The sequence below is a fragment of the Methanothermobacter marburgensis str. Marburg genome (assembly GCF_000145295.1).
Classification (GTDB): domain Archaea; phylum Methanobacteriota; class Methanobacteria; order Methanobacteriales; family Methanothermobacteraceae; genus Methanothermobacter; species Methanothermobacter marburgensis.
In genome coordinates, this window is the sequence record NC_014408.1 from 527,571 (window position 1) to 550,263 (window position 22,693).

28 protein-coding genes are annotated in these 22,693 nt (G+C 49.3%); 20 read left to right on the forward strand and 8 right to left on the reverse strand.

Annotated features, from left to right (window positions below; translation table 11 throughout):
• Window positions 1-9: 9 nt before the first annotated feature.
• From cbiQ to MTBMA_RS02915, 12 genes are all read left to right on the forward strand, one after another.
• Window positions 10-774, forward strand: a complete 765-nt coding sequence (cbiQ, locus tag MTBMA_RS02860) for a cobalt ECF transporter T component CbiQ (protein ID WP_013295401.1) — start codon at window positions 10-12, stop codon at window positions 772-774.
• An 86-nt stretch (window positions 775-860) separates the two neighbouring features.
• Entirely contained in the window at window positions 861-1,697 is an 837-nt protein-coding gene (locus tag MTBMA_RS02865) for an ATP-binding cassette domain-containing protein (RefSeq protein ID WP_013295402.1), read from the forward strand.
• A gap of 12 nt (window positions 1,698-1,709) precedes the next feature.
• On the forward strand, window positions 1,710-2,168 hold the full coding sequence (ribC, locus tag MTBMA_RS02870; RefSeq protein ID WP_048901271.1) for a riboflavin synthase: 459 nt from the start codon (window positions 1,710-1,712) through the stop codon (window positions 2,166-2,168).
• 21 nt (window positions 2,169-2,189) lie between these two features.
• Window positions 2,190-2,774, forward strand: coding sequence for a flavodoxin family protein (locus MTBMA_RS02875; RefSeq protein WP_013295404.1), 585 nt, complete (start codon window positions 2,190-2,192; stop codon window positions 2,772-2,774).
• An 87-nt stretch (window positions 2,775-2,861) separates the two neighbouring features.
• Window positions 2,862-3,557 carry a glycosyltransferase family 2 protein gene (locus tag MTBMA_RS02880; RefSeq protein WP_013295405.1) on the forward strand — a complete coding sequence of 232 codons (696 nt, stop codon included), beginning with the start codon at window positions 2,862-2,864 and terminating at the stop codon, window positions 3,555-3,557.
• A gap of 38 nt (window positions 3,558-3,595) precedes the next feature.
• On the forward strand, window positions 3,596-3,922 hold the full coding sequence (locus MTBMA_RS02885) for a DUF2304 domain-containing protein (protein WP_013295406.1): 327 nt from the start codon (window positions 3,596-3,598) through the stop codon (window positions 3,920-3,922).
• A 28-nt stretch (window positions 3,923-3,950) separates the two neighbouring features.
• Window positions 3,951-5,081: a glycosyltransferase family 4 protein gene (locus tag MTBMA_RS02890; RefSeq protein WP_148215603.1), complete on the forward strand. Its 1,131-nt coding sequence runs from the start codon at window positions 3,951-3,953 to the stop codon at window positions 5,079-5,081.
• Window positions 5,082-5,170: 89 nt separating this feature from the next.
• Window positions 5,171-5,854, forward strand: coding sequence for a (Fe-S)-binding protein (locus tag MTBMA_RS02895; protein WP_013295408.1), 684 nt, complete (start codon window positions 5,171-5,173; stop codon window positions 5,852-5,854).
• Window positions 5,851-7,041 carry an LUD domain-containing protein gene (locus MTBMA_RS02900; RefSeq protein WP_013295409.1) on the forward strand — a complete coding sequence of 397 codons (1,191 nt, stop codon included), beginning with the start codon at window positions 5,851-5,853 and terminating at the stop codon, window positions 7,039-7,041. Before MTBMA_RS02895 ends, MTBMA_RS02900 begins: the two co-directional genes overlap by 4 nt.
• A 102-nt stretch (window positions 7,042-7,143) precedes the next feature.
• Window positions 7,144-7,854, forward strand: coding sequence for a (5-formylfuran-3-yl)methyl phosphate synthase (locus MTBMA_RS02905; RefSeq protein WP_013295410.1), 711 nt, complete (start codon window positions 7,144-7,146; stop codon window positions 7,852-7,854).
• Window positions 7,855-7,886: 32 nt separating this feature from the next.
• Window positions 7,887-9,368, forward strand: coding sequence for an IMP dehydrogenase (gene guaB / locus MTBMA_RS02910; protein ID WP_013295411.1), 1,482 nt, complete (start codon window positions 7,887-7,889; stop codon window positions 9,366-9,368).
• 27 nt (window positions 9,369-9,395) lie between these two features.
• Complete coding sequence (locus tag MTBMA_RS02915) at window positions 9,396-9,995, forward strand: molybdenum cofactor guanylyltransferase (RefSeq protein WP_013295412.1); 600 nt, start codon at window positions 9,396-9,398, stop codon at window positions 9,993-9,995.
• On the opposite strand, the gene MTBMA_RS02920 is transcribed toward MTBMA_RS02915, so the two are convergent.
• The 7 genes from MTBMA_RS02920 to MTBMA_RS02950 form a co-directional block, all read right to left on the reverse strand.
• Window positions 9,985-10,188, reverse strand: coding sequence for a pseudomurein-binding repeat-containing protein (locus tag MTBMA_RS02920; RefSeq protein ID WP_013295413.1), 204 nt, complete (start codon window positions 10,186-10,188; stop codon window positions 9,985-9,987). The two genes, MTBMA_RS02915 and MTBMA_RS02920, sit on opposite strands and share 11 nt — an antisense overlap.
• A 178-nt stretch (window positions 10,189-10,366) precedes the next feature.
• The gene (locus MTBMA_RS02925; RefSeq protein ID WP_013295414.1) at window positions 10,367-11,125 is read right to left on the reverse strand and encodes a hypothetical protein; all 759 of its coding nucleotides are present in this window, start codon (window positions 11,123-11,125) and stop codon (window positions 10,367-10,369) included.
• Window positions 11,126-11,142: 17 nt separating this feature from the next.
• The gene (gene cbiT, locus MTBMA_RS02930) at window positions 11,143-11,709 is read right to left on the reverse strand and encodes a precorrin-6Y C5,15-methyltransferase (decarboxylating) subunit CbiT (protein WP_013295415.1); all 567 of its coding nucleotides are present in this window, start codon (window positions 11,707-11,709) and stop codon (window positions 11,143-11,145) included.
• Between the two features lie 87 nt (window positions 11,710-11,796).
• Window positions 11,797-12,366: a UbiX family flavin prenyltransferase gene (locus MTBMA_RS02935; protein WP_013295416.1), complete on the reverse strand. Its 570-nt coding sequence runs from the start codon at window positions 12,364-12,366 to the stop codon at window positions 11,797-11,799.
• Between the two features lie 111 nt (window positions 12,367-12,477).
• Window positions 12,478-13,698: an HD domain-containing protein gene (locus MTBMA_RS02940; protein ID WP_013295417.1), complete on the reverse strand. Its 1,221-nt coding sequence runs from the start codon at window positions 13,696-13,698 to the stop codon at window positions 12,478-12,480.
• Window positions 13,699-13,708: 10 nt separating this feature from the next.
• On the reverse strand, window positions 13,709-14,140 hold the full coding sequence (locus tag MTBMA_RS02945; RefSeq protein WP_013295418.1) for a molybdenum cofactor biosynthesis protein MoaE: 432 nt from the start codon (window positions 14,138-14,140) through the stop codon (window positions 13,709-13,711).
• 9 nt (window positions 14,141-14,149) lie between these two features.
• The gene (locus MTBMA_RS02950; protein WP_013295419.1) at window positions 14,150-14,677 is read right to left on the reverse strand and encodes a nicotinamide-nucleotide adenylyltransferase; all 528 of its coding nucleotides are present in this window, start codon (window positions 14,675-14,677) and stop codon (window positions 14,150-14,152) included.
• A 174-nt stretch (window positions 14,678-14,851) separates the two neighbouring features.
• Here MTBMA_RS02950 and MTBMA_RS02955 point away from each other — a divergent pair, with 174 nt between their 5' ends.
• The 4 genes from MTBMA_RS02955 to MTBMA_RS02970 all read left to right on the forward strand — a co-directional run bounded on the left by MTBMA_RS02955 (window position 14,852) and on the right by MTBMA_RS02970 (window position 17,807).
• Window positions 14,852-16,558 carry an ABC transporter ATP-binding protein gene (locus MTBMA_RS02955; RefSeq protein ID WP_013295420.1) on the forward strand — a complete coding sequence of 569 codons (1,707 nt, stop codon included), beginning with the start codon at window positions 14,852-14,854 and terminating at the stop codon, window positions 16,556-16,558.
• Between the two features lie 5 nt (window positions 16,559-16,563).
• A complete protein-coding gene (locus MTBMA_RS02960; RefSeq protein ID WP_013295421.1) occupies window positions 16,564-17,115 on the forward strand; it encodes a flavin reductase family protein in 552 nt (183 codons plus the stop codon).
• Window positions 17,116-17,125: 10 nt separating this feature from the next.
• Window positions 17,126-17,521, forward strand: a complete 396-nt coding sequence (locus MTBMA_RS02965; protein ID WP_013295422.1) for a universal stress protein — start codon at window positions 17,126-17,128, stop codon at window positions 17,519-17,521.
• A 97-nt stretch (window positions 17,522-17,618) separates the two neighbouring features.
• Entirely contained in the window at window positions 17,619-17,807 is a 189-nt protein-coding gene (locus tag MTBMA_RS02970) for a hypothetical protein (protein WP_370005135.1), read from the forward strand.
• 55 nt (window positions 17,808-17,862) lie between these two features.
• Here MTBMA_RS02970 and MTBMA_RS02975 read toward each other — a convergent pair whose 3' ends face one another.
• Window positions 17,863-20,376, reverse strand: a complete 2,514-nt coding sequence (locus MTBMA_RS02975) for a pseudomurein-binding repeat-containing protein (RefSeq protein WP_013295424.1) — start codon at window positions 20,374-20,376, stop codon at window positions 17,863-17,865.
• Between the two features lie 301 nt (window positions 20,377-20,677).
• Here MTBMA_RS02975 and MTBMA_RS02980 point away from each other — a divergent pair, with 301 nt between their 5' ends.
• Genes MTBMA_RS02980 through MTBMA_RS02995 form a run of 4 tightly spaced genes read left to right on the forward strand, consistent with a single transcriptional unit; the run spans window position 20,678 to window position 22,690 of the window.
• Complete coding sequence (locus tag MTBMA_RS02980) at window positions 20,678-20,839, forward strand: rubredoxin (RefSeq protein WP_013295425.1); 162 nt, start codon at window positions 20,678-20,680, stop codon at window positions 20,837-20,839.
• A gap of 11 nt (window positions 20,840-20,850) precedes the next feature.
• Entirely contained in the window at window positions 20,851-21,012 is a 162-nt protein-coding gene (gene rd, locus MTBMA_RS02985; protein ID WP_013295426.1) for a rubredoxin, read from the forward strand.
• Window positions 21,013-22,182 carry an FprA family A-type flavoprotein gene (locus MTBMA_RS02990; protein WP_013295427.1) on the forward strand — a complete coding sequence of 390 codons (1,170 nt, stop codon included), beginning with the start codon at window positions 21,013-21,015 and terminating at the stop codon, window positions 22,180-22,182.
• The gene (locus MTBMA_RS02995) at window positions 22,172-22,690 is read left to right on the forward strand and encodes a ferritin (RefSeq protein ID WP_013295428.1); all 519 of its coding nucleotides are present in this window, start codon (window positions 22,172-22,174) and stop codon (window positions 22,688-22,690) included. The genes MTBMA_RS02990 and MTBMA_RS02995 overlap by 11 nt, the downstream gene beginning before the upstream one ends.
• Window positions 22,691-22,693: the final 3 nt, after the last annotated feature.

Consider the following 22,693-nt stretch of genomic DNA (forward strand, 5'->3'; position numbering starts at 1 on the left):
TGAAGGACGATGAACATATCTGTTGACCACTATGCACATACCAATGGCCTCAGAAACACGAGCCCTGGCTTTAAGATGGCCCTGGCCATTATCACAATGCTCATTTCAGTCCTATCACCAAACCCTGTTATACCCCTCATCATCGCATTTCTAATGACACTCCTGATTCTCTTTGCAGCGGATATACCCGCCTCATACTACCTGCGGTTTGCCGCCATCCCTGTGGGATTCGGTGTTCTGACACTCGTGCTCATGGCGCTATTCTTTGGTGTGAACCCCCTTGTAACATTCATGGGCCTAAGGATCTACAGTGATGGCCTGCACACTGGTATTCTAGTCTTCTCGAGGATACTCGGCGGGTTTTCATGTCTTGCCTTTCTCGCACTCACGACACCCCTCAATGAGGTCTTCCATGAACTTGGAAGGCTGGGTCTTCCAGCGGCTTTCATTGAGATAGCCCTCCTCATGTACAGGTCCATATTTGTTTTCCTTGAGGAGGCGTCAGTGATGTATAATGCCCAGGATTCAAGGCTAGGCTACAGTGGTATTAAAAATTCCTACAGGTCCCTGGGGCTCCTTGCAGGTAACCTCTTTATAAGGTCCTGGCTGAGGGGTGAAACGGTGTACCGTTCAATGGAGGCGAGGTGCTATCAGGGGACCATGCCATCCATCAGAAGGCAGTCCATTGGAGCCCGTGAAGCGGTTATGATAGCATTATTTGATGGGTTACTTTTAGTGGGGCTTCTTTTCACATCAAAGGGTGTCATCTTCTAATCTGCTTCTGTGAGGATACCACCGGGGCACAGTTAAATATTAAATGAACACTATTCATCATATGGTCAGTTTCCAGTGGTGTGAACATGAAGATTATTGAGGCAGTAAATATCAGGTACACCTACCCCGATGGCACCGAGGCACTGAAGGGTATAGATTTCCATGCAAAAAAGGGTGAGGTGGTGGCCCTTCTTGGCCCCAACGGCGCAGGAAAGTCCACACTCTTCCTTCACTTCAATGGCATACTGCAGCCAACCAGTGGGAAGGTGCTGGTAGATGGGAAAGAAATCGACTACAGTAAATCAGGGCTCATAAAAGTCAGGCAGAAGGTCGGAATCGTATTCCAGAATCCTGATGACCAGCTGTTCGCACCAAGGGTTGACGAGGACGTTGCATTTGGACCCCTCAATATGGGACTTGATGAGGACGAGGTTGAAGAGAGGGTTAAGGACGCCCTGCGGAAGGTGGGAATGTCAGGCTACGAGGACAGACCCCCCCACCACCTGAGCGGGGGTGAGAAGAAGAGAGTTGCAATAGCAGGTATACTTGCCATGAAACCTGATATAATGATACTTGATGAGCCAACCTCCGGCCTTGACCCGCGGGGGGCATCGCAGATACTCAGACTGCTGCATGAGCTGAATGAGGAGGGCATGACCATAATCATATCCACCCATGATGTTGACCTGGCACCCCTCTACTCGGACAGGATATACATAATAAGCGGGGGAGAGATAATAAGTGAGGGAACACCAGGAGATGTTTTCTCAGATATAGATACCATAAGGGGCGCCGACCTCCGTCTTCCAAGGATAGCGCATCTGGTGGAGATACTTCAGAAGGAGGATGACCTCCCATTCGGGGAGCCATACCCCCTCACTATCGGGGAGGCCAGGAGAAAACTCCGTGACCAGCTGAAATAGGGTGATATCATGATAAAGGTCGGGATCTGTGATACAACCTTTGCAAGGTATGACATGGGTGGTGCAGCCATCGATGAGATTAAAAAGCATGCCACAGGTATAAAGATCATAAGGAGAACCGTCCCGGGGATAAAGGATCTTCCGGTGGCCTGCAAGAAACTAATCGAGGAGGAGGGCTGTGAAATGGTCATGGCCCTCGGAATGCCCGGTCCAGAGGAGAAGGATAAGGTATGTGCCCATGAGGCATCCACTGGCCTTATACAGGCTCAGCTCATGACAAACACCCATATACTTGAGGTATTTGTCCATGAGGATGAGGAGGATGACCCTGAAGATCTAAAGGTCCTTGCAGATAACAGGGCAAGGGAACATGCCCAGAACCTCATCATGATGCTCTTCAGGCCAGAGAGGCTGACACGTGATGCAGGGATGGGTATGCGTGAGGGCAAACCTGATGTGGGGCCCCTCTAAATAGGATAGGAGGTGAATCTGATGGTTAAGGTTATTGGAATTTGTGGAAGTCCAAGAAAAAATGGTAACACTGAGATTCTGCTCAGGGAGGCCCTTGAGGCCGCTGCCAGTGAGGGTGCTGAAACCGAGCTTGTGAGGCTCGCAGGCAGGGATATAAACCCCTGCAGGGCCTGTGACTCATGTAAGAGTAAAGGAGAATGTGATATCGACGATGACCTCAATGAGGTGATTGAGCTTGCAGCAGACGCTGATGGGATAATAATCGGAAGCCCGGTGTACTTTGGCTCTGTAACAGCCCAGACCAAGATGTTCATGGACAGGACAAGGCCCCTCAGAAGCAATTTCAGATTATCTGATAAGGTTGGCGGGGCCATAACTGTTGGGGGCTCAAGGAACGGTGGCCAGGAGACCGCATGTGGCGATATACACAACTTCTTCCTTATACACGAGGCTGTTGTTGTGGGTGATGCGGCACCAACAGCCCACTATGGGGGTACAGGTGTCGGTGGTGCGAAAGGGGACTCTGCAGAGGATGCAACGGGTATCGAGACATCCAGGAACCTTGGAAGGAAGGTAGCGTCCCTTGCAATGAAGATTCATGGTTAATTGAGGTATGAGTATTCGCTTTTCGACTGTACCATGCCACATAATCCCATGAAAATTCATGGTTAATCGATATATGAGTGAATGCCAATGGAATCGATACCAGGGAATGTCACTGTGGTTGTACCAGCCTATAATGAGGAGAAGACCATAGAGGATGTCCTGAAGGCCCTTCTTGAAAGGGGTTACAGGGTTCTGGTGGTTAACGACGGCTCGAGGGACTCAACTCCAGAGATACTCAAAAGGATGTCCTCCAGGAATGACAGGGTATCTGTCTATACCCACGTCATAAACAGGGGCCTCGGGGCGGCCCTCAGGACGGGCATCAGGGCTGCCCTGAAGGAGGGGGCAGACTACGTGGTGACCTTCGATGCCGATGGGCAGCATGACCCCGACGACATTGAAAGGGTCTTAAAACCCCTCCTGGAGGGTTCTGCAGATGTGGTTATTGGAAGGAGAGATTTCGAGGATATGCCCCTCTCAAGAAACCTTGGAAACACCATAATGAACCTTCTCACCCTCCTCTTCTATGGGTGCAGAGTCTCAGATTCCCAGTCAGGTCTCAGGGCATTCACATCCAGGGCGGCATCACTTATTGATATAAAAAGCAGGGGCTACGGTGTTTCATCAGAGATAATCGGGGAGATTCGCAGGAATGGCCTCAGAATGTGCGAGGTTACCATAAGGACCATATACACACCCGAAACAATTGCCAAGGGGACAAGCACATCGGTGGGTATAAGGATACTCCTGAGGCTTCTGCTCAATATATTCCGGAAGATTTAGGTTTTTTAACCATGAATACTTAAAAAGGTGGCGAATTCATGATATACCAGGTTCTGGGAATTTTAATTGGAATTGCAGGGATACTCATCTCTGTTCTGAGGTTCAGGGATTCAAGGACATCCCCTGGCGGCCTCATACTGTGGCTGATACTCTGGGTTTCTGTCATATTCTTCTCACTGAGACCCTCCTTTTCGACTGAAATCGCGAACATCCTTGGAATAGGGAGGGGACTTGATTTTCTCCTTATAATAGGCATACTGGGGGCCTATTACCTTCTCTTCAGGATATATCTAATGGTGGACAGGCTGCAGCAGGAGATAACAGAGCTTGTACATGAGATTGCACTTAGAGGGGATGATGAGTAGATCCACTTCCCACAATTCAGTGATCGATATGAGAATATGTATCGTGACAGAGTACTTTCCAGCAGGTAAGAAACTCGACATAAGGGGCGGTGCAGAGGCCTGTGCATTCAACGAGGCCCTTAAATTGTCAGAGAAGCATGATGTGACGGTTCTAACCTCCAGGACGCCTGAAAATCCTGATGGATACACCAGCGGAAACATGGATGTCATCTGCTGCGGTCCCATGAGGTCCTATGTTCAGGCAGGCTCCATAGGTGAGAGGCTCTCATTCATGCTGTCGGCCTACAGGGAGGGCCTGAAACTTGAACCTGACGCTGTTATAGGGTACAATTTCATAACACATCCTGTGGCCTGGATGATAGCAGGGAAAACGAATGCGAAGGCCCTGGCACGTTACCATGATGTCTGGATCGGTGAGTGGCTCAGAAACATTGGTTTTTCAGGAATACTCGGTGAGATACTTGAAAGATACACCCTCTCAAGGAGGTTCGACAGGATGATAGCGGTGTCAGAATACACCGCCAGGAAGATACTTGAGAGGTACCCCTGGCAGAGGGTCTCAGTCGTCCACAACATGGTGGACTTCAGTCCGCCGCTGGTTGAGAAAACCCCCAGCCCATCCATTGCATGCGTTTCAAGGCTCGTTGAATACAAGAGAGTGGGGGACCTCATAAGGGCGGTTTCAGTTCTCGCAGAAGAGTTTCCTGATCTGAAGTGCAGGATAATAGGTACGGGTCCACTGGAGGGGGAGCTCCAGGACATTGCAGCTGAACTGGGAGTGGAGGATAGGGTTGAATTTCTTGGGTTCGTGGAGAAACATGAAGATGTCCTGAGGGTTATAGCGGAGTCCTGGGTCTTCTGCCTTCCAAGCGTGGTTGAGGGTTTCGGCATAGTCGTTGTGGAGGCAATGGGCTGCGGGACACCCTTCGTGGCTTCCAGGATACCGCCTGTAATGGAGGCAAGCAGGGAGATGGGTGGACTCTTCTTTGAACCCTGTAACTGGAGAGACCTGACTGATAAGCTCAGAACCCTTTTATCTGACAATGAACTCCACGGAAGACTCACAAAGGAGGCAGCAGATGTTTTCAGGGATTACAGTGCAGATACAATCGGGAAAAAACTTGAGGAAATCCTGAGAGAGGTTACAGGTAGCATTTGATCTTTTCTTTGAGATGGCAGCACCTACTTCTAACAACCAGTTCCTGAAAACTCCAACATATTAATAGAATCGTTGGTATAACTAATATCATGGTTATCTATTTCAGGGGATGTCTTGCAAGGGAGAGGCTCACAGCAATAGAAGAGGCCACAGAGAAAATCCTCCAGGCAGCAGGGCTTGAATACAGGGTTATGGATGATGAAACTTGCTGTGGATCAGTACTCCTTAGAACAGGATTTCTGAAGGACGCTGAAAGACAGATTAAGAGGACAGGGAAAATGCTCCAGGGAAAGGAAGTTATCGTATCATGCGCTGGATGTTACCGGACACTCAACGAGGACTACAGGAGGATGGGCTACAGCATAGGGGTAAAGCACATCTCACAGGTTATCCTTGACCTTGTAGATGCAGGGGACATTGAATTTGATAAAACCGCCCTGAGGGTGACATACCATGACCCATGTCACCTATCAAGGCACACAGACGAGAAGGACGCCACCAGGGAGATTTTAAAGGTGTTTACAGATTTCAGGGAGATGGAACACCATGGGAGGGACTCAAGGTGCTGTGGGGCTGGGGGTGGCTTGAGGTCAGCCCATAGGGACATATCAACCAGGGTTGCATCATCACGCATAGATGAGGCTGAGAGGACCGGGGCAGATATACTCTGCACATCCTGCCCATTCTGCCGCCTGAACCTTGAATCCACCTCCATGAGGGTAATGGACATAACAGAGCTTCTATCTGAAATTATCAGGGAGGATAAAGGTTGAACGATGATGAAATCCGTCAGATGAGGATATCCTTCAACAAACTTGACGAGAGGCGTACTGGACTCCTGGACACTCCAGAACTTGATGGGCTGAGAGATAGGGTGGCGGGGATACGTAAGCTGGCAGTTGAAAAAACGGAGGAGCTCCTGTCAGAGGCACAGAGACGCTTCAGGGACAACGGTGTTGAATTTCACCTTGCAGAAGATTCAGATGAGGCCTGCAGGATAATTCATGAGTCACTTGATGGGGGTCCTGTTGCAAAGTCCAAATCCAACACCCTCTCTGAGATAGGCCTTTCCGATTATCTCCGAAAAAAAGGTGTGAAGGTTATTGAGACAGATCTTGGGGATCGAATACTTCAGCTTGCCGGAATTAAGAAACCCGCACATCCCGTTGGACCTGCACTTCACCTGGGAGTTTCTGAAATAGCTGAGATAGTAAGGGATAAGCTGGGGGTTGATATTTCAGATGATCCCTATGAGATAATGGCGGCTGTAAGGGAGGATATTCTCAGTAAGATCGAATCCTGCACCACGGGAGTGACAGGGGCAAATTCCGTGGCAGCACATGATGGAGCGGCTGTGATAGTCCACAATGAGGGTAATGTGGGAAGGTTATCCCTCATGGACACCCACATACTAGTATTCGGGATAGATAAGTTTGTACCTGAAATAGAGGATGCAGTGTCGGTTGTGAAACTCGAGACCGCCTATGCGACAGGTACAGGGGTTCCCTCCTACATCAATGTGATCTCCGGACCATCAAAGACCGCGGATATAGAAAAGATGCTCCTCAGGGGCATGTACGGGGCGTCAAGGGTAATTGCAGTTGCGGTGGATAATGGCAGATCCTCAGCTTACCCTGAGGCCCTCCTCTGCATAGGCTGCGGTAGCTGCATAGTGAGCTGCCCGGTTTACAATGCTGTTGGGAACAGGTTCGGGTACAGGGGGTACCTTGGGGGCAGGGGCGTTGTTATGAGTTCCTTCCTTGCAGATAGAGAAACAGCAGTTGAATCAGGACTCTACATGTGCACCCTCTGTGGCCTCTGCACAGAGAAGTGCCCGGTGGGAACGCCAACAGCCTCGCTCATGGAGAGGCTAAGGGGAGAGTGCAATGCCGCAGGCCTCTACCACAGGTCACATCTGAGGGTGGCTGAGAGGATAAAAAGAAGGGGTTCACCACTCTGAAAAGAAAGGTATAAAAGGGTGCTGTTCTAGATAAATTAAAAAAATTATCATGTAATGTTTCTTGGGATATCATTCCATAATTTTTACCAGGAGGTTATTGGTTTGCTTCTATTGATAAGTCCAATTAACACAGAGGAGGCACTTGAAGCCATAGAAGGCGGTGCAGACATAGTTGACGTTAAGAACCCCCGTGAGGGATCTCTCGGGGCCAACTTTCCCTGGGTTATCCGCCGGGTCAGGGAGATGACACCCGATGAGATGCTTGTGAGCGCCACCCTAGGTGATGTGCCCTACAAGCCAGGGACAGTGGCGCTGGCAGCCATGGGGGCCCTCGTATCAGGTGCAGACTACATAAAGGTCGGCCTCTACGGGACAAAGAACTACGAAGAGGCGGTTGATGTCATGAAGAACGTTGTGAGGGCAGTTAAGGATGAATCCGACGCAATCGTCGTTGCAGCCGGCTACGCCGACGCCCACCGTGTGGGTGCAGTGGACCCAATGGAGATACCACGTGTTGCTGCAGATTCAGGGGCTGATCTTGCAATGCTTGACACCGCTGTGAAGGATGGTAAGTCACTGTTTGATTTCATGGACATGGAGCAGCTGGAATCATTTGTCTCAGAAACCAGGGACCATGGACTGAAATCCGCCCTTGCAGGGTCCGTTGGAAGGGAGCACCTCAAACCACTGCATGATATTGGATGTGATGTGGTCGGCATAAGGGGTGCCGCATGTGTTGGCGGAGACCGCAACACTGGCAGAATCCACAGGACAGCTGTGAGAGAACTCAAGGAACTGATAGAAAGCTTCTAAAATAACCCTGGCGGCCTCTCAGGTGGTTAATAATGTACACGAAAAAGTTGAAGGAAGCAGAAACCGGTTACACATTTGATGATTTTCTCCTTCTTCCCCAGGCATCATATGTGGAACCGAAGGATGTGGAGACATCTGGAAGGGTCTCAAGAAATATCAGGCTCAAGATACCCATAATAAGCTCTGCGATGGACACCGTTACAGAGTATGAGATGGCCATCGCAATGGCCCAGGAGGGCGGAATGGGTGTTATCCACAGGAACATGAGCATCAAGGACCAGGTGGAGCAGGTCAAGAAGGTCAAGAGGTCCGGTGACCTCACCATAAGGGATGTTATAACCATATCACCGGACTCCACCCTCAGGGAGGCCCATGAGATAATGGATCAGGAGGAGATCAGCGGGCTGCCCGTGGTTGAGGATGGAATACTCATAGGTATAATAAGCCGGAGGGACATTGAGCCCATATTCAACTCCGAGGCCGACAGAAAGGTTGACCAGGTGATGACAAGGGATGTCGTCACTGTTGATGAATCGGTGACCCCATCAGAGGCCCTTGACATAGCCTACGAGAACAAGGTTGAAAGGCTCCCTGTTGTGAAGGACGGGAAGATCGTTGGTATACTCACCATGAAGGACATACTTGAGAGGAAGAGGTACCCCAACGCATCAAGGGACAGTGAAGGTTACCTCATGGTTGCAGCAGCCACAGGGCCATTTGACCTTGAAAGGGCCCATGCGCTTGACGAGGCAGGGGCAGATATACTGGCAATCGACAGCGCCCACGGACACAACATGAACCTTGTTAAGAGCGCCGGGAAAATGAAGAGGGAGATAGACGCGGACCTCATAGTGGGTAACATCGCAACCAGGGAGGCTGCAGAGGACCTCATCGCACAGGACGTTGATGGCCTCAAGGTTGGTATAGGTCCCGGGTCAATGTGCACCACAAGGATAATTGCAGGTGTGGGCGTGCCGCAGCTCACCGCCATAGCCGAGGTGGCTGATGTGGCAGCAGAGTACGATGTTCCTGTGATCGCCGATGGTGGTATAAGGTACTCAGGGGATATTGCAAAGGCAGTGGCAGTTGGGGCGGACTGTGTCATGCTCGGAAACCTGCTTGCAGGTACCTATGAGGCCCCGGGGGACGTTGTTGTTATGAATGGCCGTAAGTACAAGCAGTACCGTGGCATGGGGTCCCTGGGTGCAATGACAGGCGGCATAGGTGCCGGGACAGACAGGTACTTCCAGGAGCCCAAGGGACACATGAAACACACCAAGGTCGTCCCTGAGGGTGTTGAGGGCGTTGTCCCCTATAAGGGAACGGTGAGCGAGGTCCTGTTCCAGTTAATCGGAGGTCTCAGGGCCTCAATGGGATACTGCGGCGCCGCAGATCTCGGTGAGATGAAGGAGAAGGCAAAGCTTGTGAGGATAACCTCAAGCGGTATCAAGGAGAGCCACCCCCACGACCTCCTCATAACCAATGAAAGCCCAAACTACCCCACCCTCAAATAAATCATTTTTTTCTGTAATTTCAGATCAATGAAGAACCGTGAACTGAAGTCCGCTGTGGTCCTCTGCGGGGGAATGGGCAGGAGGATGGGATCAGATAAGGGCCTTCTTGTGATGGATGGAAGGACATTCATTGAGATAATAACAGATAGGTTGCTGGAATATTTCAGTGAGGTGGCCGTGGTCTTCCGTGACAGTAGCCAGGCTTGTAATTACAGGGATCTTCTTGATTCCAGTATCAGAGTCCTCACAGATGAGGTGCCGGGTGTCGGCCCGCTGGGGGGTATATTCACTGCACTTGGAAGAATATCAGGTTCTGCGGCCCTCTTTCTCCCCTGTGACTCCCCCCTTGTTACCCTGGAATTTCTCCTGAATATGAAGGATGCCTTCAGGGTGATGGGGGATAGGTGTGATGCCATTGTACCCTGCAGGGATGGTCTACCCGAGCCGCTACACTCAATCTACTCGGTAAAAATAAGGGACCATATAAAGGGTCTGCTCGCCAAAAATGAAAGGAGAGTTAGGGTTCTCCTTGACTCCATTGAATCCTGCCGCCTAGACGCTATCAGTCTGGATCCAACCCTTCGGAGTTTCAGGAACTTCAACCGACCGGAGGACCTCAGGATCTGATATCAACTGTGCGCGGATTTCTTCCCATCTCAAGAACAAACTTATTTACCCTCTCGATCATGTCGATGTAGTGTTCTTTGTGGATTTTCTTCCCATCGACGAGGGCATATTCCGGTAAAGACCCGTACAGATTCTTGAATTCAATTATCTCATTAACCATTTCCCTATACTGCTCAAGGGTCAAACGTTCCATGGATACCAACCATTGGAGTTTTTTTATAATCTCTCCGTCATAATATATAAGTTATACGATTTTATTTTCAAAACAAGGCATTATTAAAAATTTAAATTAAAATATGAATGAATATGTCTCCTTATATTCCTCTTTATGGGGCCTCCTTTAGGTAAAATTCTCCAGTGTACTGAAATCATCACTCAAGAATTTCCACCCTCGCGTCCCTGTTGAAGGGGTTCTTCCTCACGGCAAGTGAGAAGAGGTAGGGGTAGTTTTCACTGAGGTGTTCCATGTATCCCAGCCACTCAGAAACAACGGCAGAGTAGGCCCTCTGGAGGTCACCGGCCAGGTGATCATAGTCTGTGGGAGGTAGAGATGAGAGGTCCTCTCTTGCCTCAAGTTCCTCCATGAGATGAAAGACCGCCCAGAGCATGTCTGTGAAGCTTTCATGCTCAAGTAGATTGGGGTTTTCAAGAAGCCCCAGTAGAAACTTCCTACGGGACGTTAGGAAAACTTTGAGGTACTTGAGGAGTTCAACACTTTCAGGGGACCCCAGCTCAAAATCAAATTCGCATCCCCTTATCTCACTGAGCATTCCCTTAAAGTCATCTGGGCTCCATGATGCATCTATCTTAAGTTTTGATGCAATTCTATCTGTATTTGACTCGAAGGTGGATACCCTCTTAAGGAATTCGGTGCCCACCTCACTGAAGAACGCCCCCACGACCATGTTGAGTTTTTCGAGTCTCTCAACAAGTTCACGCCGGGATATGGCGGCCTCCACGATTATAACCACTATAAGAATTTCCAGGGGCACAAATGCAAGGTCTATACCGATATAGAATAGTTCAGTCTCTGGCTTATGGAATATGAAGTATAGGAGAAGGTAGATGGAGGCTGATACAAGTACAAGCAGAATCCCCACCCTGAATTTCCAGTTTAGCCTTGAGTTCATATCATCACCTGAGAATCTTAATCTGAATTATCCGTGTAAACAACTGCGATGGGATTCTTTGAAACCATCATGGTCCCCCTTTCAAGTACACGGCCCCTTGTTATGCTCAGTTCGGTTATGTTCACGTCGAATCCAAGCTCCTTCAGGTACTTAACGGCCTCGCACCTTGTCTCAAGGAGTATTGCGGTTATAAGGATCCTTCCACCATCTGTAAGCTTATCTGTAACCATTTCAAGTATTTCCCCAAGTCTACCGCCACTTCCCCCGATTACAGCAATGTCCAGCGCATCAATTTCAGAGAGAGCTTCCACCGCATCACTACATATAAGGGTGACGTTATCCCCCAGCCCATGCTTTTTAAGGTTCATCTCCGTTGTTGAAATTGCATCGGGGCTTTTGTCGATTGCATAGACCCTTCCAGCCCTCCTTGAAAGTTCAAGGGTCACTCCACCGGTTCCACACCCCACATCAACTGCGGTGTCCCCTTTCCCGGGATCTGCAAGGCACATAAGTAGGCACCTAACCTCCATGGCTGTTGGTCCCGGTACAGAGGGATTCTTTATGAATTCATGGTCAGGTATCAACTCACACCACCGTTACACTCACTTTAAGGCCTTTTTATATCCTCACTTTTCTGTGAATAAGTGCATTGTGAACATGAAGTACCGGCTTTAAGGCCTTTCCATGTCCTCACCGCTCCACCTTCTGAAGAGTTCATTCTCTATCCCCAGGACGTCGAGCACCTTACCAGCTATGAAGTCGGCGATTTCCTCTATTGATGATGGTCTGTGGTAGAATCCGGGCATGGCAGGGAGTATTATACCCCCCTCCCTTGAAACCCTCAGCATGTTCTCAAGGTGCACGCTTCTAAGAGGTGTTTCCCTTGGCACAAGGACGAGTTTACGCCTCTCCTTGAGACACACGTCAGCGGCCCTTGTGAGTGCATTGCCTGCATATCCGTTGGCTATCGCTGATAGGGTCTTCATTGTGCACGGCGCTATGACCATGGCACTGAAACTGGAGGAGCCACTGTTAACTGCTGATGTGAAGTCATCAGAATCAAAGCACTCATCAGCCATCTCCTCCAGGGTTTCAGGGTCTCTTCCAAGTTCGTATCTGATTATATCACGTGCAGTATCGGTTATCATGAGTCCAACATTTTCCCCAGCGTCCTTCAGGGCCCTGAGTATTCTATCCCCGTAGATAACGCCACTTGCACCTGTCATTGCCAGTATTATCATCTGAATCACTTCTGAGTGTTTTATGGATGATCATTTCTTTTTTGATGAGAATTTATCTGATTGAGGTACTTGGAGGGTTTTATTTTGTTATCCGCCATGATAGGGTGTTATTTATCGGAATTTAAGGTAATCAGGTACCGTGAGGCGGAGCTGCCTGGGGTGTGATGGTCTTCTCTCAGGGAGATCCATGTAGTCGTGGAGGCTGAATTCCCTGAATGCCGCAGCGGATTCACGTGGCACGTAGACACAGATATCTGCATGGTTGAACCTTGCCTCCTTCAGCGCCCCCACCAGACTTGATATATGGCTCAGGTTCACGATGGAGTCCCCCACAGAAACCTGGGTCCTCATCTCATCAAATGCAGGGTACTCGGGAAGGTTAACCACAACATAATCAGGGTCCAGGTCCATATCCTCTGCAATTTCCCTCTCGGCCTTTCTTATCTCAGCATCTGTGATCCTGAATACCCTGTGGGGGTCCTCTAGTTCATTGAGTTTCACAGAGTCCACGGTCTTGAGGAGGTCACGGTTATCCAGTCTCCGTATCATATCCCCTGCAAGTCCATCCTGATTTCTGCACATTACGATGAGGTCCATGTCGTCATACCGGTATATCCTGGACTCATCAAGCACCCCCTCAGATATGAGGCTCCTGAGGCACCTCCTGAACATGGAGTTCACGATCCTCGTGGTGTGGTGCTGGTAGACGCTGGGATACATGAAGTACCTTGCAAGCAGGGCAGACTCTGCGGCCTGAACACCCTTCCTGTCAAGGACAAGGTCGTTCTCCATCTTCATATTGTATATCAGCCTTTCAACGTCTATTATACCGTAGGCCACCCCTGTGTAGTGGGAGTCCCGCAGCAGGTAATCCATCCTGTCAACGTCAAGCTCCCCGTTGATTGCCTGTCCAAGGACACCCTCACCCCTCAGTATCCTCATAACCTGTTCAAGGTCGAACTCCTCTGATATTATCTCACCGAGCACAGATTCCCTTATGAGTTCCCTTGTGAGGCTCTCATGGGACCTTTCAAGAACACCCTCTGATACATGGGAGAATGGACCGTGACCCACATCATGGAGGAGGGCGCAGAGCCTCAGTATACTCTTCTTTTCAGGTCCAAGGTTGAGGTGCTCTGCCAGCCTGGATGCCAGGTACATGGCACCTATGGAGTGTTCAAACCTTGAATGGTTTGCCCCGGGGTATATCAGATTTGTGAATCCCAGCTGCTTTATCCTCCTGAGTCGCTGAAACTGGGGTGTGTCAACAACCCTCACCTCAAATTCGGTGAGTTTCAGGTTACCGTGGACGCTGTCCCTTATGAATTTCATTTTAAGACTCCTAGCCGCCTGACATGATAACGTTCCTGCCGCTGGTGGTGTACTCCTCCTTTTTGAAGTCTATTTCATATTTTGTCCTCTCGATTATCTCTTTGAGGGCCTCAAGGGTTTCCCCGCGGTGGGGTCCTGCAACCGCCACCATGAAAAGGGTCTCTGATACGTAGAACTCCCCAACGTAGTGCACAACTGCCACGTCCCTCACAGGGTACTTCTCCATCACATCCTCCACTATCCCCTCCAGTTCCCTCTGGGCCTTTTCAATGTCAGGTGTTGTAAGTACAAGTTTCTCTGTCCTCTCATCATCAACACCACGGACGATACCCTCAAAGGTGAACACTGCTCCGCATTCATCAAGGTAGGGGCTCTTCTTCACATGTTCAAGGAGGTCATCCATTCTGAAGGCCTCCTTTTCATCTGTCACCATGACCATCATTTCTGACACCTACACCAGTTCACTAACTTCCTTTTTTGCAAGGTGTTTTATTCTTTCAACACCATTTATTTCCTCTATAACCTCAACCACCGAGTCTGGAAGGAGTGAGCGCCAGTCACCATCATCCAGCATCCTCCGCCTCACCTCTGTCCCTGAGTACCTGTCCCTGTAGAAAAGGGGGGGTGCAGTCACCTCATAGCCGTCCTCACTGAAGAGCCGCTGGACAAGGGGGTTTCCACTGTATACCCTGTCAAATGGGGGTGTCAGCATCTTTATATGTGCAACCCAGAGGGCGTTGCACTCTATGTCCTGGACGGGTATGATGTAGTAGCTTGATGCGGGGATACCGTTCTCGCTGAGTGCCTTGGTCAGCATCATCACCCTCTCACCGGCGGTGAAGGGGTCCCTGAGGCTGTGGCTCAGCTGGGCGCTTCCGATACATATTATGAGTTCATCAACCTCCCCGAGCACCCTCTTTATAACCTGGAGGTGTCCCCGGTGGAATGGCTGCATCCTTCCAACCAGCAATCCCCTCATTCATATCACCGCATAAAGGTTATTATGTCAGTAAAACTATTAGAACTATAGTGGTTCTAGTATATATTCATGGCAGCACGTTGCTGTAACGATTGAAATTTCCGCTGGCAGTTTTTCAGGCACTGCCATGAGCTGGTATCCATTGAACCTTGAAGGAATGGTTGCGGTGATGCAATGATAAGGGTGGAGAACCTGACAAAGACCTATAAACTTGAGAATGGAGATGAATTCAGGGCACTTTCTGATGTTAACCTTGAGGTTTCTGAGGGAGAAATACTGGGAATACTTGGAATGAGCGGTTCAGGTAAGACGACACTTCTGAGGATCCTGAGGGGTGTTGAACCCTTTGATTCAGGGAGGATAACCCTGGATGATGTAACCGTTGAGGCTGATTCAGGACAGTACTACTTCTCAAAGCTCAAAAAGAAGACTGCGATTCACCTCCAGAGGTCATTTGGTCTCTGGTCGGAGACCGCCCTTCAGAATGTCATAAGGAAGCTGTACGCTGCAAAATATGGTGACGAGTCCATGACGGACTTTGACTTCGCCTATGATGAATTCGGTGAAGAGGCAATGGAACTCCTAAGGGTGGTTGGACTCGACCACAAGGCCGAGCACTTTGCACCTGTCCTCAGCGGTGGCGAGAAGCAGAGGCTCATAATGGCCAGGCAACTTGCAAAAAAACCCAGGGTACTCCTTCTTGATGAACCCGCAACCATGTCATGCCCTGGGACAAAGCAGGAGATACTGGATGCCATAAAGAACATCAACAGGGAACTGGGTGTCACGGTGGTGCTGGTCTCACACCTGCCTGAAGTCCACAAGTACCTTGCAGACCGTCTGGTTCTCATGGAGGACGGGCGCATCGTTGATGAGGGGGAACCAAAGAGGATTATAGAGAGGTTCATGAGGGACATTGAGCCCCCGGTTGACTACACACCCCCCAGCTCAGAGAGGGAGATCCTCAGGGTCAGGGACCTGTCCAAGAGGTTTGTACTCCTCAAGGGCGGGGCAGTCCTTGAGATGAGGGATGTTAACCTTGATATCAGGGAGGGTGAGATAGTATCCATAATAGGGCCCAGTGGGGCCGGCAAAACGGTGCTCCTCCGGATGATCGGTGGACTGGACCTTCCTGATGAGGGTACGGTGGAGTTCAGGCTCAACAGTGAATGGGTTAACATGCATGAACCTGGCGTTAAAAGGATGGGTGTAAGGAGGAAGATGGGTTTCATGCATCAGGAGTTTGCCCTTTTACATCACGCCACCATAAGGAGCCAGATAGCCTCAAGACTCGGTGTGAAGGGTGAACATGTCGTTGCAGAGGCAAGGAAGAGGGCCGAGGAGCTTGGGATAAGTGATATGGTCCTTGATGTGCTCTACCAGCTCACGGATCTTCCTGAAACAGAGGCCCGCTACAGGCTTGAGAAACTTGGCCTCTCACCTGAGATACTTGAGGAACTCTTCCCTAGTTTCCCTGACAGTGAGGTTAAAAAGTACGCTGAGCCCATATTCAGGGCCCTGGACCTCCCCATGGACATACTTGACAGGAGATCCTATGAGCTCTCAGGTGGTGAGCGGGTGAGGGCGACCCTTGCCCTTGTCCTTGCATCAAGGCCCGATGTCCTCGTCCTTGATGAGCCGTTCGGGGACCTTGACCCCATAACACTCAGGATGGTTTCAAATTCCCTCAAGAGGATTAACATGGAGTTCGGGACAACCATAATCATGGTGAGCCACCATGTGGATTTCATAAGGGAGCTCAGCACAAGGGCTGTGATGGTTGAGGACGGCCGTCTTGTAATGGACGGTGAACCAGATGGCCTCTGCAACGAGTTTGTTGAAAGGAGCCATGCAAAATACCTTCAGAGGGTTAAGGGGTGATATAGGTGGAATTTGAGAATTTTCCCATTGAGAATGCACACAGAATACTTACTCCAAGGCCGACCGTCATTGTAACAACGGTGGATGGGGAGGGGAATATAAATGCGGCCCCATTTTCCTTCACCATGCCGGTGTCAATTGACCCCCCAATTGTGGCGTTTGCATCTGCACCGGACCACCACACAGCAGTGAATGTTGAGGACACCCATGAGTTTGTACTTAACATAACGCCGGTGGATATAATTGATGAGATGTGGATAACCGCCAGGGATCTCCCGGCGGGTGAGAATGAACTTGAGGCCGCCGGTCTTAACTGGATTCCATCGAAGAGGGTTAAGCCCCCAAGGATAGCCGAGGCGGTCGCGCACCTTGAATGTGAACTCCTCCGGATGTGTGAGGTTGGCGACCACAACCTCATAGTGGGCTCAGTTGTGAATGCATCGGTCTGCTCTGGATGCATAAGGGATGGGCTCCTTGATGTTGAATTGGTTAAGCCAGTCCTCCATGTGGGCGGCACAGTGTTTGTTGTGGGGGATCATGTGAGGCGGATTGAATAGGTGGTTTGTGATGTTTGAGAGGATAATGGTCCCAACCGATGGTTCAGAGTATGCAGCAAAGGCAGAGGATCTTGCCATTGAACTTGCAGGGCGTCTAGGGTCCGTGGTTGTTGCTGTGCATGTTATCGATGAAAAGCTGATCTACCCCTTCGATGTCCTTGAGGATGAGGGAAAGGAGATCCTGGCGGCTGTGCAGAGGAAGGGCAGGGAGGCCGGTGTCCAGGTGGATGAGGTCCTGGTATTTGGGAGCCCGGCGCATGATATGAAGAAGATCTCTGAGAAGACAGGGGCGGATCTCGTGGTTATCGCATCCCATGGGCGTTCAGGTTTTGAGAAGCTTCTGATGGGCAGTGTGGCCGAGACCACCCTCAAGACGGTTGAGGTACCGGTACTACTTGTTAAATAAACCTTCCTTTTTCGCTCACCGAAAGGTATATATAAAGGGTATATCATTATATGATATATCAAAATTTGATATATAGTATTTCGATGTATGAGGTGTTATGTTGAGAAGGGTGTTTAGAGGAATCCGGGAGTACCTTACGGACTGGAAGAACCTGTTAACCCATACTGTTGTGGGTGTGCTTATACTTGCAGTTGCGGTTTATGCCCCTGTAAGTCCTTATGTGAGGATGGGTTTTGTTGGGTGTGTTGTGGGCTTCAATGTGGTGAGGATGAAGTATTTTGACTGAAAAAATTAACATTTTCTTATTTATTTTCATGATAAAAATGTAAAATGGGGGTTTTTTAGATACTCACGTAGCTGGGGAGTTTCCTGTAACTTCCATAAAATCCCAGGACTTTACTGTAGAGGTAAACGAGTCTTGTGAAGGGTATTTTCCCATAACTGGTTGTTGCGTATTTGGGTGCCGTTGTGTATCTGTTTATTGAGTTTCTTATGGTGATTGCTGTGGATATGTAAAGTGATTTTGAGAGTCTGATTGATCTGGTGGTTCCTGTTGAGCCTGTGTAGCCTACGGTTCGTGTGCTGAGTGGTTTCAGGTTGCCTGCGTTGATCTGGATGGTTGCACGCACAAGGAGGTCCAGGAGCTGTGCCATTGTGAATTTTTTTCCTGAGATTGTCACTGAGGATGGGAGTCTTTTATAGCGTGCATAGTATTTTATGACAGAATTTGCAGTTCCTGCAAGCTGGTTTATTGTTATACCTGCAGTTACCAGTTTAGGTGGGAGTGTGCCGATGGTTACATTGTAGGTTCCTGGTTGGGTGATTGTTAGTGTGAATTCGATTGTTTTTGTTTCTCCGGGGTTTAGGGTGGTTGTCTGGTTTTGTATGGATCTCTGGTTTACCTTGAGGGTTGCTGTGTAATCGCCTGCAAAGTCTCCTGTGTTGGTGATCATGGCTTTTATTCTGATGTTGAGTGGTGTTGTTCCGGTTGTGGGTGTGACTGTTAAGTTGGTTAGTGCGAATGTGGCTGGTTTCAGGACTGTGACTGTGGTGTTTAGTGTTTCGTTGTCAACTTTGGCACATACCGTGGCAACACCCTTGGTATTTAGGTCGGTTAGTGTTGAGGTGGCTGTGCCATCTGTGAAGTTTGTGTCTTCTATCGAGCCGGGGGTTGTGGAGAAGTTTGCGGGACCTGTGTAGGGAACTAGGCCTTCAGATGGATCATGCAGTGCTCCGTCACTGTCGTGGTGGAGGTCCGCGGTTATCTGTGAGGTTCCACCTATCAGGACTGTGCCAGGGTTGGCATTGATGCTCAGGACGATCCATGGGTTGTATGTTACACTTCCTGAGACAAGGATTGAGAAGTCTGGGGTGTTGGAGCCCCACCAGTTGAATCGGGCATCCACAGTATTATCTGCGTAGACATTTAGATCTGTCCGGTCCGGGTTGTTGAATATCCGGCAGAACATGATTCTGGCTGGCGCCGGGCAATCACGCACAAGTATTGCCCCAGCAAGGGATGCTGTGTTATTGGTGAGTGTGGTGTTCGTTATTGTTACCGTTGAGTCATATGCGTGTATTGCTCCTCCAAGGGTTGCTGTGTTGTTGTTTAGTGTGCTGTTATATATCGTTAGATTGGAGGAACTTGCGTATATTGCCCCTCCACCTCCTTCTTCTTCTATGTAGGTTGCTGTGTTGTTGTTTAGTGTGCTGTTATATATCGTTAGATTGGAGGAACTTGCGTATATTACTCCTCCCCACTTTGGTGCTGTGTTGTTGTTTAGTGTGCTGTTCTCTATCGTTACTGTGGAGCAAAATGCCAGTACTGCTCCTCCATAGGTTGCTGTGTTGTTGTTTAGTGTGCTGTTTCTTATTGTTAATTTGGAGTAGTAATATGTGTGTATTGCTCCCCCTCCACCTCCTTCTCCCAAAAAGGTTGCTGTGTTGTTGTTTAGTGCGCTGTTCTCTATCGGTACTGTAGAGAAATAGGTGGCGAATATTGCTCCTCCAATGGGTGCTGTGTTGTTGTTTAGTGTGCTGTTTCTTATTGTTAATTTGGAGTAGTAATATGTGCGTATTGCCCCCCCGCATCCTTCCAACTTTGTTGCTGTATTATTGTTTAGTGCGCTGTTCTCTATCGTTACTGTGGTGGTGGAATGTGTGCATATTGCTCCTCCATGGGTTGCTGTGTTGTTGTTTAGTGTGCTGTTTCTTATTGTTAATGTGGAGTAAATATATGAGTATATTGCTCCTCCATGGGTTGCTGTGTTGTTGTTTAGTGCGCTGTTTTCTATCGTTACTGTAGAGAAAGAGTCCGCGCTCATTGCTCCTCCGTAGGTTGCTGTGTTGTTGTTTAGTGCGCTGTTTTCTATCGTTACTGTGGAGAACTCTGCATGTACTGCTCCACCTGAAACTGCTGTGTTGTTTAGGAGTAGGCAGTTTTCGATTTTTAGGTTTGCATTGGATATATGTACTGGCCCAGAGGTGGTTGAGTAGGCGTTTCTGATTGTGAGGTTTGATAGTTTTAGGTTCTTTGTGATTGTGAATAAGGACGGGTTTCCTTCAAGTTTTATGACGGTACCCTCTTTTGTCTGACCGGTGATTGTCAGGTTCTTGTTGAGGGTCACACCCCGGTTATTTGGGCCGGTGTATTCGCCGTCTGCAAGCCATATAACGTCATTGTCTGCGGCCGATCCAGTTGCATTCTTTATGGTGGCCTTTGCTGCTGCCCATGAGAGTCCGTCATTGTTGTCATCCCCCCCAGTGGAATTAACATAGATATCCACTGCACTGGCCGTGCCAGAAAAGGCTATCGCAATAAGACCCAGTAAAATTAAAGGAAGATATCTTTTCATTAAATCAACTCTAAGTCTTGCCCGTACCTTTGGTACAATGTATAATATCGTTTTGGGAACTATTAAAGTTTTTTAGAAACCTTTAAATTTAGCCAAAATATTAGAAGGATTTTTTCACTGAATTTTTAAACCATGTTACTGTTCAGCAATTTATTTTGTTTCTCTGACCTCTTGATGGGTCTCCCCTCAAGAAGGCAATTTGATGATTTAAAGGTTTTCATGGAAACTTCATAGATAATTTTAAATATTTAAAGAGTAATAATAATATAGTGTCCCTAAATTGAAGAGAAAGGTGTTAAACTTGAAAAGATACAAATGCAGGGTTTGTGGATACATCTACGACCCTGAGAAGGGCGAACCAAGGACAGACACACCACCAGGAACACCGTTTGAGGACCTCCCTGAGACATGGAGGTGCCCGTCATGCGGTGCAAAGAAGAAGATGTTCAAACCACTGGACTGAGAGGTGAATAAATGGACAAATACGTCTGCCAGATGTGCGGATACATCTACGACCCTGAAGAGGGAGACCCCACATCAGGGATAGAACCCGGAACAGCGTTTGAGGACCTCCCCGACGACTGGGTATGCCCTGTATGTGGCGTTGGAAAGGACCAGTTCAAGAAGATGGATTAAATGAAAGCCAGAAAAATTGCAGATGGGGTTTACTACACCGGTATCATTGACTGGGACCGGAGGACCTTTGATGAGCTTGTAGCCCTCCCACGGGGCACAAGCTACAACTCATACATCGTCTCTGGAAGCAGTGCCACGGCACTCATTGATTCTGCAGAGCCCTCAAAGAGCAGTGAATTCTTGGGGATCATAAGGGAGATGGAAACTGAAATCCACTACATAATCTCCCAGCACGCAGAACAGGACCACTCAGGCACAATCCCGGAACTCCTTGACATGTACCCTGACGCAGAGGTCCTGGGGACACCTGCCTGCATTGAACTCCTCAGGGAACTTCTAAGGATCGATGGAAACTTCAGGGCAATTGAGGATGGTGAGACACTCTCCCTAGGTGACAGGACGCTGAGATTCATTGTAACACCCTGGGTGCACTGGCCCGACACCATGGTAACCTACCTTGAGGAGGAGCGCATACTCTTCACCTGCGACTTCTTTGGATCACACCTTGCAACATCGGACATCATGGAGGTGCCTGAGGGTTTCCTGCGGGAGGCCAAGAGGTACTACGCCCATATCATGATGCCCTTCAGCCAGATGGTCACATCCAACCTCAGGAAGATCTCGGACCTTGACATATCACTCATAGCACCATCCCATGGCCCACTGGTATCCATACCTGACCTCATAATCGATGCATACAGGAGATGGACCTCTGGGGGCAGTAAAACGGTGATCGCATACACCACCATGCACAGAAGCACGGAGATCATGGTTGAGAGACTCACAGAGAAACTCATGGAACTTGGTGTGAGTGTAAGACCCATCAACGTTGCAGAGTCCGATACCGGGGAATTCCTCACGGAACTCGTGGATGCCTTGGTCCTGGTTGTCGCATCACCCACGGTGCTCACAAGGCCCCACCCGGCAGTTGCATCGGCACTCTACCTTGTGAATGCACTGAGACCCCCGCTGAAGCACATTGCACTGATGGGATCCTACGGGTGGGGGACACTCATTGAATCCGAGGTCAAGGGTCTGCTATCCAACCTGAACGTGGAGTACCTTGAACCAGTCCTTGTGAAGGGCCTTCCACGTGAGGAGGACCTTCAGAGGATAGATGAACTTGCCATTCAGATAAAGGAAATAGGGGGTGAATTAAATGGTAAGTGAAAGGATGCAGGAGGCCCTCAACAGGCAGCTCAACGCTGAACTCTACTCAGCATACCTCTATCTTTCAATGGCAGCCTACTATGAGGCCTCTGACCTCCCGGGATTTGCAAACTGGATGCGTGTTCAGGCCCAGGAGGAACTTGCACACGCAATGAAGTTCTACGACTACCTTGTCCAGAGGGGTGCAAGGGTCGTGCTTGAGGAGATAGAGAAACCACCATTCGAGTGGGAGTCCCCACTGGAGGTATCCAAGCATGTCCTGGAACATGAGAGGAAGGTCACAGGACTCATAAATGACCTCGTTGACCTTGCAATCTCAGAGAGGGACCATGCAACCAACAATTTCCTCCAGTGGTTCGTGGCAGAACAGGTTGAGGAGGAGGAATCAGCGGGTTCAGTGCTCCAGAAGGTGCGCCTTGCATCGGATTCACCAAGCGGCCTTCTTATGCTCGACGCGGAACTTGGAAAGAGGGTTTACAACCCACCAGCAAATGAAAAGGGGGGATAATTT

Bases quoted from the DNA above. Each gene is read 5' to 3' on its own strand.
- cbiQ (WP_013295401.1), top strand. From the start codon at position 10: ATGAACATATCTGTTGACCACTATGCACATACCAATGGCCTCAGAAAC.
- MTBMA_RS02865 (WP_013295402.1), top strand. From the start codon at position 861: ATGAAGATTATTGAGGCAGTAAATATCAGGTACACCTACCCCGATGGC.
- MTBMA_RS02875 (WP_013295404.1), top strand. From the start codon at position 2,190: ATGGTTAAGGTTATTGGAATTTGTGGAAGTCCAAGAAAAAATGGTAAC.
- MTBMA_RS02880 (WP_013295405.1), top strand. From the start codon at position 2,862: ATGGAATCGATACCAGGGAATGTCACTGTGGTTGTACCAGCCTATAAT.
- MTBMA_RS02885 (WP_013295406.1), top strand. From the start codon at position 3,596: ATGATATACCAGGTTCTGGGAATTTTAATTGGAATTGCAGGGATACTC.
- MTBMA_RS02890 (WP_148215603.1), top strand. From the start codon at position 3,951: ATGAGAATATGTATCGTGACAGAGTACTTTCCAGCAGGTAAGAAACTC.
- MTBMA_RS02895 (WP_013295408.1), top strand. From the start codon at position 5,171: ATGGTTATCTATTTCAGGGGATGTCTTGCAAGGGAGAGGCTCACAGCA.
- guaB (WP_013295411.1), top strand. From the start codon at position 7,887: ATGTACACGAAAAAGTTGAAGGAAGCAGAAACCGGTTACACATTTGAT.
- MTBMA_RS02915 (WP_013295412.1), top strand. From the start codon at position 9,396: ATGAAGAACCGTGAACTGAAGTCCGCTGTGGTCCTCTGCGGGGGAATG.
- MTBMA_RS02920 (WP_013295413.1), bottom strand. From the start codon at position 10,188: ATGGAACGTTTGACCCTTGAGCAGTATAGGGAAATGGTTAATGAGATA.
- MTBMA_RS02925 (WP_013295414.1), bottom strand. From the start codon at position 11,125: ATGAACTCAAGGCTAAACTGGAAATTCAGGGTGGGGATTCTGCTTGTA.
- MTBMA_RS02935 (WP_013295416.1), bottom strand. From the start codon at position 12,366: ATGATAATACTGGCAATGACAGGTGCAAGTGGCGTTATCTACGGGGAT.
- MTBMA_RS02940 (WP_013295417.1), bottom strand. From the start codon at position 13,698: ATGAAATTCATAAGGGACAGCGTCCACGGTAACCTGAAACTCACCGAA.
- MTBMA_RS02945 (WP_013295418.1), bottom strand. From the start codon at position 14,140: ATGATGGTCATGGTGACAGATGAAAAGGAGGCCTTCAGAATGGATGAC.
- MTBMA_RS02950 (WP_013295419.1), bottom strand. From the start codon at position 14,677: ATGAGGGGATTGCTGGTTGGAAGGATGCAGCCATTCCACCGGGGACAC.
- MTBMA_RS02955 (WP_013295420.1), top strand. From the start codon at position 14,852: ATGATAAGGGTGGAGAACCTGACAAAGACCTATAAACTTGAGAATGGA.
- MTBMA_RS02965 (WP_013295422.1), top strand. From the start codon at position 17,126: ATGTTTGAGAGGATAATGGTCCCAACCGATGGTTCAGAGTATGCAGCA.
- MTBMA_RS02970 (WP_370005135.1), top strand. From the start codon at position 17,619: ATGTTGAGAAGGGTGTTTAGAGGAATCCGGGAGTACCTTACGGACTGG.
- MTBMA_RS02975 (WP_013295424.1), bottom strand. From the start codon at position 20,376: ATGAAAAGATATCTTCCTTTAATTTTACTGGGTCTTATTGCGATAGCC.
- rd (WP_013295426.1), top strand. From the start codon at position 20,851: ATGGACAAATACGTCTGCCAGATGTGCGGATACATCTACGACCCTGAA.
- MTBMA_RS02990 (WP_013295427.1), top strand. From the start codon at position 21,013: ATGAAAGCCAGAAAAATTGCAGATGGGGTTTACTACACCGGTATCATT.
- MTBMA_RS02995 (WP_013295428.1), top strand. From the start codon at position 22,172: ATGGTAAGTGAAAGGATGCAGGAGGCCCTCAACAGGCAGCTCAACGCT.